Origin of the sequence: Streptococcus sp. 1055 (assembly GCF_013276815.1) — a bacterium.
Classification (GTDB): domain Bacteria; phylum Bacillota; class Bacilli; order Lactobacillales; family Streptococcaceae; genus Streptococcus; species Streptococcus pseudopneumoniae.
In genome coordinates this window covers 1-12303 of the sequence record NZ_VMLT01000093.1, presented here as the reverse complement: position 1 = coordinate 12303, position 12303 = coordinate 1, and the positions used below count along the sequence as shown (strand labels likewise).

The following is a 12303-nucleotide window of genomic DNA, read 5'->3' as shown; positions in this document are numbered from 1 at the left end:
TCTGATACTTCTATCGTCTCAAATAATAGAAATAGAAAAAGAAAATGACTAGCCAAATGTACATGGGGGAAAAATGAGCCCAGAAGCTGGCTAATATGGGCGTCAATTAGAACAAAGAAAGGAAGCAATAAAAACACTCCAACACGCTTCAACTGTCTCATTATGAATTCCCCACTAATTCTATCACATCCACATTATGAGTATCTGCACTCAATTTAACAGTTACTTCTCGTGTCAAATAGTCTGTACTATGCGTTATGGCAACCACTTCACCAACAGGAATATCCGCAACGTTAAAGTTTCCTAAACCACCCGTTGTCACCTTATCGCCTGTACTAATATCGCTACTACTATTTAATTGACTAATTTTAAGAACTTCATTTTCCTTGTCGTAGCCAACAATAATTCCATAAATTGTAGTAGAACCATGTTGAATTTTAACAGAAATCTTATCAGCATTTTCCGTATTTGTCAGAAGGTTGACTATAGTAGAGTTGTCCTCCACTTTTGAAACACTCCCAATCAAGCCACCATTTGCAATAGCTAACATGTTCTCAGAAGCCCCTTTTGATTTACCTACATCTAAGGTCAATTCCTGCTTCCAAGATACCGGAGAACGCATAATAACATCTGCTGCCAAAGTCTTTGTAGCTTGCAACTTGGACTTCATACCAAGCAATTGACGCAATTGTTCATTTTCTGTCTTTAAACTTTCCGCCTCATTTGATTTAACTTCTAACTGGTAAATCTGTTTCTTCAAACTTTCATTTTCATTATATGTTCGTGTCAAATGAGCCAAATCTGATTTGACAGAATCAAACCACTGAAAAGGTTTTTGCACAACTCTATCAACCAATGAGATTCCATCTCCTAATTTTGTCACCATTGTACTTGAATAAGTCGTCGCTAAGAGAGCTGACACAAGCAGAACGGTGACAAAAATAATAATGACATATTTTGATTTTTTAAAACGGTTCATATCCCTACCTTTATATCAAAAACTGTTACAGTAACTTTTTTATCGATTCCTGAAAGCTACTAAGATTTTAAGAAAAATAAGCAACAACCAAGTACGATAATAACAAGAATGGTCAGCGTATCCTTTAGAGTCCATTTCAATTGTCGGTATTGACTTCTGCCTTTTCCACCCTGATAACCACGCGCTTCCATAGCGATAGCCAAGGAATCCGCACGTTTTAAACTTGTTGCAAAAAGAGGAATCAAAATGGGAATCATCGCCTTTACTTTTTGAACAATGCTTCCTTCACCAAAATCCACTCCACGCGCTTTCTGCGCATTCATAATCCGCGTCGTATCATCCATTAATGTTGGGACAAAACGTAGACTCATGGACAGCATCAATCCAATTTCATGAACTGGAACTTTCACACGCTTTAAAGGCGCTAACAAAGCTTCGACAGCTGATGCTAAACTTAAGGGCATGGTCGTTAAGGTTAACAAAGTTGAAAAGAAAATAATCAATACAAAACGACAAAAAATAATTCCAGCTTGTTGCAAAGCATAATCCGTGATTCTCACAAACGAAAACTCAAATAAAACATTCCCATTAGAAATGAAAAATAGTTGAAAAATAGTTGTGAAGGCAATCAAGAAAAACATAGACTTCAAGCCCTGAATAAAAAATGAAAGAGATACTCCTGACAAGGCAATAAATATCCCTGTCGCTATAAAAAGAATCAGATTCGTCAAGGGGTTATTAGCCCAAAACACAATCAAAATCAGTAGCATCATAGCAAGCAATTTGCTACGTGGATCCAATCGGTGAACAATCGAATCCCCTGGGATATAACGCCCTAAAATCATACTATCCATTTAGCGACTCCTTGAACTCCTCTATCTTAATCGGTAATCGTTTAAATGACACGCCTCTATCAGCCAATCGTTTACAAAAGGCCGTAATTTTAGGTACTCCCAACTGCACTTCTTCCATAAAGACAACATCTTGAAAGACATCACTTGGCTTACCACCCTTAACTAGACGTCCCTTTTCCATCACATAGACTTGATTCGCATGTTCAGCAACATCATCCATCAAATGTGTTACCAAGACGATAGTCATCCCTGACTGGTGGAGTTTTCTGAACAGGGTCATCAACTCTTTTCTCCCTAGAGGATCTAGACCAGCTGTTGGCTCATCTAAGACTAATATAGCTGGTTCCATGGCAAGTATGCCTGCAATGGCGACACGTCTCATTTGTCCACCAGACAACTCAAACGGACTACGATTAAAAAGTGATTCATCAATTCCAACCAAAGCCAGTTTCTCACGCGCAATCTGCTCCGCATCTTCCTCAGAAACTCCAAAATTTTGCGGTCCAAAAGCAACGTCTTTCAAAACCGTTTCTTCAAAAATCTGATTTTCAGCAAACTGAAATACCAAGCCAACCTGTTTTCTAATTTGACGAATATCTTTATTTTTAGAAGTCGAGGTGATTAAGGTATCAAAAACCCTCACACTCCCTTGACTTGGCACCAATAAACCATTTAAGAGTTGTAAAATAGTTGATTTACCACTACCTGTGTGCCCAATTAAAGCCGTATAAGAACCATCTTCAATCGTCAAAGAAACATCCGACAAAGCTGTTGAAGCTAAGGGAGTCCCTTCTTGATATGTAAAACTCACATTTTCTAGAGCAATTCCCATAATTTATCCTCTAGCTCACTTTCTGTCAAATAATTTTCAGGTAAATCATAGCCATTCTGGCTCAAAGAATATTTTACTTGATTGGCAAAAGGATCGTCTAATCCAATTTGATCTAAATCATTTCGAGAGAAAAGTTCTCTTGGGCTACTAGTTGATTCAATTTCCCCTTTTTTCATGACCAATACGCGGTCACTCATGGCAACTTCTTCCAAATCATGGGTAATAGAAATGACCGTCATATCATAGTCTTTCCGAATTCCCTGTACTGTCTCAATCAGTTCTCTACGCCCCTCAGGGTCCAACATACTCGTTGCTTCATCTAAGATTAAAATAGCTGGTCTTAGGGCTACAACACCTGCAATGGCCACACGTTGTTTTTGGCCACCTGATAGACGCGCCGGCTCTCTCTTTTTAAAGTCCAACATGCCAACCAAATCTAGAGCTTCCTCCACTCTCTTTTTCATTTCTTGACGAGAAAGACCCTGATTTTCCAAACCAAAGGCTACATCATCTTCAACAGTCGCTCCAACAAATTGATTGTCTGGATTTTGAAAAACCATACCGATTTGACGACGTATTTTCCAAACATTTTCCTCAGTCAACCGTTGACCATCTATTACAATCTCTCCAGATTCTGCTTCCAGTAAGCCATCAATTAATCGAACCGTCGTTGATTTACCACTACCATTATGCCCTACAATCGAAAGCCATTCTCCACGTTTCACGTGAAACGTAATATCCTTCACATCATAGTATTCTTGACTTTCCTTATAACGAAAAGAAAGATTTTTTACATCAATTATTGATTTCATTTCGAACCAAATGTCCCTTTAAATACATAGGCACTACCCTTGAAATAATCATAGCCAGAGTAGATAGTGAAAAACAAGGCCACATAAAGTAGAACTTGACCAAGCAAAGTCCAATGTAATAGCAAGAAAATAATGGCAAACATCTGACTAAAAGTTTTAATTTTTCCAGGCATTGCTGCTGCTAAAACTGTTCCACCAGTTTCAACCAATAAAAGCCTTAAACCTGTCACAGCCAACTCACGACAGATGATCACTGCAACAATCCAAGCTGGAGCCATACCTAACTCAATCAGCATAATAAAAGCCGACATAACTAGTAACTTATCCGCCATAGGATCTGCAAATTTACCAAAATTACTGACCACATTCCATTTACGAGCTAAATATCCATCTAAATAATCTGTAATACTAGCAATAGCAAAGATAATAGCTGCCACTATATGACTCTCTATCGAATTTCCTATCGTTAAAATAAAGATAAAAATAGGTATAAAGAGAATTCGACCTATTGTTAAAAGATTGGGAATTTGTTCTTTTTTCATTCGTTTTTCCTTAATTTTTAGTAAAGGTTACAGTGATTTGTCCAGTCTGAGCTGTTAATTTCGATAAATCAACAGTCTGATTATCTACTGTCAAAGCAACACCTTTTACAACACCTAAGGTAATTGTTACAGGACTTTTAGTTGCAACTGTTGCTTCTGCACTTTTCTTCTCTGGCGATAAGGTTACACCGCCCTCAAGTTCGCTTTCTGAAACGCTGACCCAACTTGTAACATCTGAAACTGCCAATTGCAATTTAACTGTTTCCTTACTTGTCTTATAAGCGATTTCTACATGATTTCCTTCACCTGATACACTTATAGTTGATTCTACACTAGAAGAACTGCTAGATGAACTACTACTTGAAGAGTGGGGAACAGAGCTAGTTGAACTTATTGAACTTGTTGATTGAACCACACTGTAATTAGAAAGAGAAGACCCCTCTGGTTGAGTTTGAATATAGTTCCAAACATAATAGGTCACAAAAATTAAAATCGATAAAGCAAAAAGGATAAAATAAAATAAAGGTAAAAAGGATGTTTTTTTCTTCTTTTTCTTACTTGAACGTCTACGACCTGTCAACTCATCTTCATCAACATCTACTTCCTCATAAGTAATCATACTCCCAGAATCATAAGCATCCAAAACAATTTGATCATCTAACTCAACAGCCCATGCATATTTTTTCAAGAAAGAACGCGTGTAAAAAGGACTTGGAAGTTGATCGAAATCGTCTGCTTCCATTGCTTCCAACATATCTAACTGGATTTCTGTCTTTTTCTGCAATTCATCTAAACTCAATCCCTGATTGATTCTAGCTAATCGTAAAACCTCACCAATTGTTTTTTTCCTCATACTTGTCATCCCTTCTTTCTAGTATCTATTATGATAGGTTACTACGATGGGAATATTGTAAAATCAACTATATCCCCTTCATCTATTAAGTGATGTCCTGCTTCAAGGACATCCTCTAAAGTAATTTCCTGTAAAATCTTTGGTAAGTCAAAAATTGTCTCACCATGTTCAAAAGCATCATATTGCGTTGCAATAAATTCAAGAGAGTTCATGCTACTGAAAAATTCGCCAAACATCTCTCTTTTGATAATATCTAAATGTTCCTCTGTAATATCTAAATCCTTTGTAAAATTACGAATAGCCTTCCTGAATTGATGAGACAAAGCAACTGGCTCTTTCGTATCCATTGTCAACATGACAAAATGAAAGCGACTTGTTACTTCAATTTCAAGAGATAGGGAAGCATCTAATTTACCTGATTCATAACATTTTTGAAAACGATCCGAAGTCCAACCAAACATCATTGCAAACAATAATTTTAATAAAATATGATGTCGATAGCAATCCGCCTCAGCAACTTCTCGCTTACCTCTAACTCCAATCGCTAGTTTGGGAGAAGATACTTCCATTCTCATACTGTCTGTTGACTTCACAGCCTGTAAAACAAATTTTTCTCTTGCTAGTTCCTGAACATCTAAATCTTTCAGTTCTTTTCTTCCAAAGTAGTTCTGTACTCGCTCCACATCAAAATTACCAACTAAAAACAGAGACATGTTTACAGATTTATAAAATCTTGTAAAATTTTCTTGCAAATTAGTTAGATGGATTTGGGAAATTGACTCCTCACTGCCAACTATATCAGTTGCTAAAGGTGTGCCAGGATACAAATTCGCTAAAGTTGAAAAGAATAAACACGAATCTGGATCATCTTGATACATTTCTCGTTCTTGCTGGATAATATCCTGCTCTCTTAAAATGGAATCTTCAGTAAAGTGTGCTGATGTTACCAATTCATCAAGTAAGTCTAAATTTTCTAAAAAATGATCCGTTGCTAAAAAAAGATAGTTTGTTTTTGTAAAGCTTGTAAAGGCATTACTATCTGCACCTAGACTCGTAAAAGCAGACATCAAATCGCTAGCATCTTCTCTTTCAAATAATTTATGTTCAAGAAAATGAGCAATTCCTGCAGGATATTGTTTTACATCTCTGTCAACTTCTGTGACAAGCGTATCTACCGAACCAAACTGGACAGTTACACTCCCGTAAACCTCTTTAAATTCCTTTTTAGGCAAAAGAGCAACTGTCAATCCATTCGACAAACGAGTTCGATAAACCATTTCTTTTACAGCTGGATAGTATTTTTCTTCAAAAACAACCTTTGTCATTCTATTCCTTCCATAAAGTAAATCGCCTGTAGTTTCACATTATTAGCTGCTCTACAAATAGCATCTTTGTCAACTTGCTCGAGTTTTGCAATCCAACCTTTAAAGTCTGCTGAAGATTTTCCAAGTAAGGCATTTTGATAAGCACGTTCAATCAATGAACTTTGATTATCTTGAGAAAGCAACAAAGACCGACGAATCATTTCCTTGGTCTGCTCTAGCTCAAGCTCTGTAAAATATCCTTTTTTTAAATCAAGCAGTTGATTATTCATCATTTTTCGAGCCTGGTTACGATTTTCTCGATCAATGCCAGCATACATCCTCAAGAATCCACTAAACAAATCAAGCTGACTTGAAATAGTATAAGCCAATCCAGCATTTTCACGGACATTTGTAAAGAGCTTAGAGTGAGCAAATCCACCAAGTAAACCATTCATTACAATTATGGGTAAATGTTGCTCATCACCATATTCAGAAGGGCAATGATATCCCAACTCTAAAATAGACTGTCCCACATTTTTCCGAATCATACCTTCCTGAAGGATATTGGAATAAGGTTGACAATACTGGACCTTCACATCTCCTTCTCGATCTTTAAAGACAAATGATTCTAATACATTTTGAATTTCAACCTCATTAAAATCACCTAGGAAAAAGAAATCTATTCGATCATTGGCCAAAAATTCTTGGAAACAAGAATAAGAACTTTGTGGAGTTTCAGCTAAAATACGATTTCGTAAATCACTATATTCCAATTGGAGACGTTGATCATGAAAAAACAATTTATCCAATTCTTTATGTGCAAAATAAAAAGAATCATCCATATCAGCTGCTAAACTTGCTAGCAATTGCTTTTTCTCAATTTCAAATAAGGCGGGATCAAACCCATTATCAACTACTACGGGTGAAAAAAGAGTTTCTTTTACAAGTTCCAAAACCTGAGAAGTTAGCACATTTTTCCTACTTAAAAACTCATCACGAACATAGGTAAATGTCAATTCTACAATGTGACTTTGCCCTCTTCTGAAACAATTGGTTGACATATCTGTACCGTATAGACTGCCCAAGTGTCTCCTAAAATTTTGAGAAGTGGGGTACATCTGGTTGGCAGTTTCTAGCATACTCGCACTCAACATGCGACCTGCAATCGTATCAAGAGATAATGGAACTGTAAAACGCACGGTAATTTTGTTCGTTTTAAACTTTTTTGATTGGATAAAATGTGTTGAAATTCCATGCACTAACTCCATGATTTACCTCCTTATATACAGACTTCTATTATATCACGAAAACCTGAAATTTTCTTGTTCTCTGTAACACTTTTGAAATAAAAATCGCTTACATTTCTCCCTGTTTCTCTCACTATTTTTAGGAAAATATGGTATAATACCAAAGATTGAGGTGAATTATGGAATACAAATTATTTGAAGAATTTATTACCCTCCAAGCACTACTCAAAGAACTTGGAATCACACATAGCGGAGGAGCTATCAAATCCTTTCTCTCTGAACATTCTGTTTACTTTAATGGGGAATTAGAGAGTCGTCGCGGTAAAAAACTTCGTATTGGCGATAAAATTGACATCCCTGACATGAATATTGACATTTTGTTGACACAACCTACTTCTGAGGAGCAAGATGAATACCAAGCTGATAAAGTTGAAAAAGAACGAATCGCTAAACTTGTTAAGGAGATGAATAAAGGAATAAAAAAAGACAAATCGAAACTTTCTTCATCACCCAAAAGCAAACAAGCTCCGCGATTCCCTGGTAGATAATCATGTGGCTACAACACCTATCTCTTAAAACTTTTCGTAACTACAAAGAGACGAAAATAGACTTTAATCCTAAATTAAATATCTTTTTAGGACGCAATGCACAAGGTAAAACAAATATGTTAGAGGCTATCTATTTTTTAGCCTTAACACGTAGTCATCGAACTCGAACCGATAAAAATCTCATTCATTTTGATGAGGAACAACTTCATCTTTCAGGTCTTATTCAGAAAAAAACGGGATCCATTCCTCTAGAAATAGAACTAACACAAAAAGGCCGGGTGACAAAAGTTAATCATTTAAAACAGGCACGACTTTCAGATTACGTAGGACACATGAATGTTGTCTTATTTGCTCCTGAAGATTTACAACTAATTAAAGGAGCACCTTCAGTTCGAAGAAAATTTATTGATATGGAGCTTGGACAAATTAAACCAATCTATTTATCAGATTTAACCAATTATAACCATATTCTTAAGCAAAGAAATACCTATCTAAAATCAGCTCAAATAATAGATGAAACCTTCCTTTCAGTACTAGATGATCAGCTAGTTTATTATGGATGTCGTGTAATGAATCACCGCTTAGATTTCATAAAAAAACTAGAATCATTTGGGCGTAAGAAACATTTTGAACTCTCTAATCAGATTGAAGAGTTGTCAATATCCTATCAATCTTCTGTCAATATGACTGACAAACAAAACTTGTCCGAATCTTTCAAAATTGCTTTAGAAAAAAGTAGGTCCAGAGATTTATTTAAAAAGAATACTGGTGTCGGTCCTCATCGAGATGACATTTCTTTTTATATAAATGGGATGGATGCTAGTTTCGGAAGTCAAGGCCAACATCGTAGTCTCGTCCTTTCTATAAAATTAGCAGAAATCGAATTAATGGAAAGTATTACTACAGAATCTCCGATATTATTGCTTGACGATGTCATGAGTGAACTTGACAACACTAGACAGTTAAAATTATTAGAAACGATTTCTCATTCAATCCAAACCTTTATCACAACAACAAGCTTAGATCATCTTCAAAATCTGCCAGAAAATCTAAGTATCTTTACTATTCAGGATGGTAAAGTTGCTGTAAATGTGAATTGACAACATCGTAAAAGAACTCCTGTTTTCACGGGAGTTCTTTCCATTGTTTTTACATAGAATAATTTGGTGCCTCATTCGTAATTTGTACATCATGAGGGTGGCTTTCTTTCAAACCAGCACCAGACATTTCAATAAACTGAGCATTATCGTGTAGTTCTTTAAGGTTAGCTGCACCACAGTAACCCATACCAGAGCGAATACCTCCAATCATTTGGAAGACAATATCAGCTGCCGCACCTTTATAAGCAACACGACCTTCAATTCCTTCTGGAACAAGTTTGTTTGCTTCATTGACAGAACCTTGGAAGTAACGATCGCTTGAACCTTTCTTCATAGCAGCAATTGATCCCATACCACGGTAAGTCTTGAACTTACGTCCTTGGAAGATTTCAGTTTCACCTGGAGCTTCATCAGTTCCAGCAAACATTGATCCAAGCATAACAGCATTACCACCAGCCGCAAGTGCTTTTACAATATCTCCAGAATACTTGATTCCACCGTCAGCAATGATCGTTTTACCATATTCACGCGCAACAGCTGCAGCATCGTAGATAGCTGTTACTTGCGGAACACCAACACCAGCAATCACACGAGTAGTACAGATAGAACCTGGGCCAATCCCAACCTTGACAACGTCCACACCTGCTTCGTAAAGTGCGCGCGCTCCTTCAGCAGTAGCAATATTTCCAGCAATCAAAGTACGATCTGGGAAGTGAGCACGAATCTCAGCAATTTTACGCAAGACACCTGCAGAATGACCATGTGCAGTATCAATAACAATCGCATCCGCTCCTGCCTCAAAAAGAGCCTCTGCACGTTCAAATGTATCTGAAGTAACACCTACTGCACCTGCAACTAGAAGACGACCAAACTCATCTTTAGCGGCATTTGGAAACTCAATAACTTTTTCAATATCTTTGATAGTAATCAAACCAGAAAGGCGACCTTCTTCATCGACCAACGGAAGTTTTTCAATACGGTGTTCTTGAAGAATGCTTTCAGCCGTTGCAAGATCTGTACCTACAGGAGCAGTCACAAGATTTTCACTGGTCATATGATTTGAGATTGGTTGGTTATAGTCTGAAATAAAACGAAGATCTCGGTTTGTCAAAATACCAACCAATTTACGATTTTCAAGTGTTTCAACAACTGGAACACCACTGATGCGGTAACGTCCCATAAGCTCATCTGCTTCAGCAATTGTATGTTCAGGCGTCAAGAAGAAGGGATCAATAATAACTCCATTTTCAGAACGTTTTACCTTACGAACCTCGTCTGCTTGTTGAGCAATTGACATGTTTTTATGGATAACTCCGAGACCGCCTGCACGAGCAATAGCAATAGCCATTTGACTCTCTGTTACTGTGTCCATGGCAGCGGTAATAATTGGGATATTTAAAGTCAGATTATCTGCCAATTTAGTTGTTAAATCTGCATCGTTAGGCAACACATGACTTTCAGCTGGAATAAGCAATACATCATCAAAGGTAAAACCTTTTTTCAAAAATTTAGTGTCCCAATTAGACATTCGAAGTTTCCTCTTTTCTTTCTTTTTGAGCTTGACTCTTTTTATATTGTATCTATCATACCATTCTATAAAAATTTGTCAAATGTTACAGGGGTAAATAAAAAACTATCTTTTCTTTGAGATAGAAATGATAGTTTCTTGTAAAATAAACTTAGTTAAAGTAATGGAGTCCCATTGCTCCTTTAACCTCAGATAGGGTTTGACCTGCAACTTCACGCGCTCTTTCACTACCTTTTTGAAGCATATTATAAACTTCTCCCATATCCTTAGCAAATTCAATACGGCGCTCACGAATAGGACCCAGTTCACGTTCTAATATTTCAAGTAGATAACGCTTGGTCTTCACATCACCAAGACCACCTCGTTGATAATGTTCTTTCATGTCAGCAATTTCTTGAGCATCTTCTGGGCGACCAAAAACATCTAGATAATGGAAAACCATATTTCCCTCAATCTTACCTGGATCTTCCACTCGAATATGATCTGGATCTGTATACATACTCATTACTTTTTTACGCAAAGTATCCGCATCATCAGCTAAATAAATACCATTATTAAGGGATTTAGACATTTTAGCATTTCCATCTAAACCAGGTAAACGACCTGCTCTCTCATTTTCTGGATAAATACCTTCCGGTTCTACCAAAACATCACAGTTATATGCGTTGTTAAAAGAACGAACAATTTCACGAGTCTGCTCAATCATTGGTTTCTGATCTGTCCCAACAGGAACATAATTGGCCTTAAAGGCTGTGATGTCAGCTGCTTGTGCAATTGGATAAACCAAAAATCCTGTTGGAATACTTTCTCCAAATCCCTTTTGAGCAATCTCTGTTTTTACTGTCGGATTTCGTTCCAAACGTGCTAATGACACCAAATTCATATAATACATAGACAACTCAGCTAATTCTGGAATTTGGCTTTGAATAAAAATAGTTGATTTACTTGGATCCAATCCAACTGCAAGATAATCCAAAGCAACATTTCCGATAGACTCTACAATTGTTTGAGGGTCTTTAGCATGATCTGTCAAAGCTTGTTGGTCAGCCAAGAACACAAACATATCATACTTATCCTCTTCCTGTAATAAAACTCTATTTTTGAGACTTCCAACATAATGTCCAATATGCAATTTTCCTGTTGGACGGTCTCCTGTTAAAATAATGGGTTTAGTCATTTTATTCTCCTTCGATATAGTCCTTTCAATTATAGCATTTTTTTAATGAAATAACTGCAATTTATAAAAATAAATCAACCTTGCTATTTACGGATTTGTGTAAAGTATGCTGTAAATATAATTTACACAAAATTGACAGATAAAAATTTGAATATTTCCGTATTTTCTAGTAGAATAAATATATTACACATATAGGAGAAAAACATTGCTTACAGTATCTGATGTTTCACTACGTTTTAGTGATCGCAAACTTTTTGATGATGTCAATATCAAATTTACAGAAGGAAATACTTACGGATTAATCGGTGCTAATGGTGCCGGAAAATCAACCTTTTTAAAAATTTTAGCTGGAGATATCGAACCTACTACTGGACACATCTCTCTTGGTCCAGATGAACGTCTCTCTGTTCTTCGTCAAAATCACTTTGACTATGAAGATGAACGTGCCATTGACGTCGTTATCATGGGAAATGAAAAACTTTATAGCATCATGAAAGAGAAAGATGCCATCTACATGAAGGAAGATT

14 protein-coding genes are annotated in these 12303 nt (G+C 36.6%); 3 read left to right on the top strand and 11 right to left on the bottom strand.

Annotated elements, in window-relative coordinates:
- The 9 genes from mreD to HT699_RS08225 form a co-directional block, all read right to left on the bottom strand.
- Positions 1-161, bottom strand: a 161-nt coding sequence (gene mreD, locus HT699_RS08265; RefSeq protein ID WP_172934257.1) for a rod shape-determining protein MreD, incomplete at its 3' end; no start/stop codon positions are given.
- Entirely contained in the window at positions 161-979 is an 819-nt protein-coding gene (mreC, locus tag HT699_RS08260; RefSeq protein WP_172934256.1) for a rod shape-determining protein MreC, read from the bottom strand. The genes mreC and mreD, both read right to left, overlap by 1 nt.
- A gap of 59 nt (positions 980-1038) precedes the next feature.
- Entirely contained in the window at positions 1039-1833 is a 795-nt protein-coding gene (locus tag HT699_RS08255; RefSeq protein WP_023936273.1) for an energy-coupling factor transporter transmembrane protein EcfT, read from the bottom strand.
- Positions 1826-2665, bottom strand: coding sequence for an energy-coupling factor transporter ATPase (locus HT699_RS08250; RefSeq protein ID WP_023936271.1), 840 nt, complete (start codon positions 2663-2665; stop codon positions 1826-1828). Before HT699_RS08250 ends, HT699_RS08255 begins: the two co-directional genes overlap by 8 nt.
- Positions 2650-3477 carry an energy-coupling factor ABC transporter ATP-binding protein gene (locus HT699_RS08245; RefSeq protein WP_000835726.1) on the bottom strand — a complete coding sequence of 276 codons (828 nt, stop codon included), beginning with the start codon at positions 3475-3477 and terminating at the stop codon, positions 2650-2652. Before HT699_RS08245 ends, HT699_RS08250 begins: the two co-directional genes overlap by 16 nt.
- Positions 3474-4019 (bottom strand): CDP-diacylglycerol--glycerol-3-phosphate 3-phosphatidyltransferase, encoded by a 546-nt coding sequence (gene pgsA, locus HT699_RS08240; RefSeq protein ID WP_000712127.1) that lies wholly within the window; start codon positions 4017-4019, stop codon positions 3474-3476. The genes HT699_RS08245 and pgsA overlap by 4 nt, the downstream gene beginning before the upstream one ends.
- Positions 4020-4029: 10 nt before the next feature.
- Positions 4030-4872, bottom strand: a complete 843-nt coding sequence (rodZ, locus tag HT699_RS08235; protein WP_172934255.1) for a cytoskeleton protein RodZ — start codon at positions 4870-4872, stop codon at positions 4030-4032.
- A 41-nt stretch (positions 4873-4913) separates the two neighbouring features.
- Positions 4914-6197, bottom strand: coding sequence for a pitrilysin family protein (locus HT699_RS08230; RefSeq protein ID WP_172934254.1), 1284 nt, complete (start codon positions 6195-6197; stop codon positions 4914-4916).
- Positions 6194-7444, bottom strand: coding sequence for a pitrilysin family protein (locus HT699_RS08225; protein WP_172934253.1), 1251 nt, complete (start codon positions 7442-7444; stop codon positions 6194-6196). Before HT699_RS08225 ends, HT699_RS08230 begins: the two co-directional genes overlap by 4 nt.
- Positions 7445-7602: 158 nt before the next feature.
- Here HT699_RS08225 and yaaA point away from each other — a divergent pair, with 158 nt between their 5' ends.
- Both yaaA and recF read left to right on the top strand, forming a co-directional pair.
- On the top strand, positions 7603-7971 hold the full coding sequence (gene yaaA, locus HT699_RS08220) for a S4 domain-containing protein YaaA (RefSeq protein WP_000455895.1): 369 nt from the start codon (positions 7603-7605) through the stop codon (positions 7969-7971).
- Between the two features lie 2 nt (positions 7972-7973).
- Positions 7974-9071, top strand: coding sequence for a DNA replication/repair protein RecF (gene recF, locus HT699_RS08215; protein WP_172934252.1), 1098 nt, complete (start codon positions 7974-7976; stop codon positions 9069-9071).
- Between the two features lie 49 nt (positions 9072-9120).
- On the opposite strand, the gene guaB is transcribed toward recF, so the two are convergent.
- Positions 9121-10599, bottom strand: a complete 1479-nt coding sequence (gene guaB / locus HT699_RS08210) for an IMP dehydrogenase (protein ID WP_000073418.1) — start codon at positions 10597-10599, stop codon at positions 9121-9123.
- A gap of 151 nt (positions 10600-10750) precedes the next feature.
- A complete protein-coding gene (gene trpS, locus HT699_RS08205; RefSeq protein WP_000165457.1) occupies positions 10751-11776 on the bottom strand; it encodes a tryptophan--tRNA ligase in 1026 nt (341 codons plus the stop codon).
- 205 nt (positions 11777-11981) lie between these two features.
- Between trpS and HT699_RS08200 the strand changes: the two genes are divergently transcribed.
- A partial coding sequence (locus HT699_RS08200; RefSeq protein WP_172934251.1) for an ATP-binding cassette domain-containing protein occupies positions 11982-12303 on the top strand: 322 nt, incomplete at its 3' end.

What these genes read in the sequence shown, in the direction of transcription:
- mreC (WP_172934256.1), bottom strand. Translation starts at nt 979, where the DNA reads ATGAACCGTTTTAAAAAATCAAAATATGTCATTATTATTTTTGTCACC.
- HT699_RS08255 (WP_023936273.1), bottom strand. Translation starts at nt 1,833, where the DNA reads ATGGATAGTATGATTTTAGGGCGTTATATCCCAGGGGATTCGATTGTT.
- HT699_RS08250 (WP_023936271.1), bottom strand. Translation starts at nt 2,665, where the DNA reads ATGGGAATTGCTCTAGAAAATGTGAGTTTTACATATCAAGAAGGGACT.
- HT699_RS08245 (WP_000835726.1), bottom strand. Translation starts at nt 3,477, where the DNA reads ATGAAATCAATAATTGATGTAAAAAATCTTTCTTTTCGTTATAAGGAA.
- pgsA (WP_000712127.1), bottom strand. Translation starts at nt 4,019, where the DNA reads ATGAAAAAAGAACAAATTCCCAATCTTTTAACAATAGGTCGAATTCTC.
- rodZ (WP_172934255.1), bottom strand. Translation starts at nt 4,872, where the DNA reads ATGAGGAAAAAAACAATTGGTGAGGTTTTACGATTAGCTAGAATCAAT.
- HT699_RS08230 (WP_172934254.1), bottom strand. Translation starts at nt 6,197, where the DNA reads ATGACAAAGGTTGTTTTTGAAGAAAAATACTATCCAGCTGTAAAAGAA.
- HT699_RS08225 (WP_172934253.1), bottom strand. Translation starts at nt 7,444, where the DNA reads ATGGAGTTAGTGCATGGAATTTCAACACATTTTATCCAATCAAAAAAG.
- yaaA (WP_000455895.1), top strand. Translation starts at nt 7,603, where the DNA reads ATGGAATACAAATTATTTGAAGAATTTATTACCCTCCAAGCACTACTC.
- recF (WP_172934252.1), top strand. Translation starts at nt 7,974, where the DNA reads ATGTGGCTACAACACCTATCTCTTAAAACTTTTCGTAACTACAAAGAG.
- guaB (WP_000073418.1), bottom strand. Translation starts at nt 10,599, where the DNA reads ATGTCTAATTGGGACACTAAATTTTTGAAAAAAGGTTTTACCTTTGAT.
- trpS (WP_000165457.1), bottom strand. Translation starts at nt 11,776, where the DNA reads ATGACTAAACCCATTATTTTAACAGGAGACCGTCCAACAGGAAAATTG.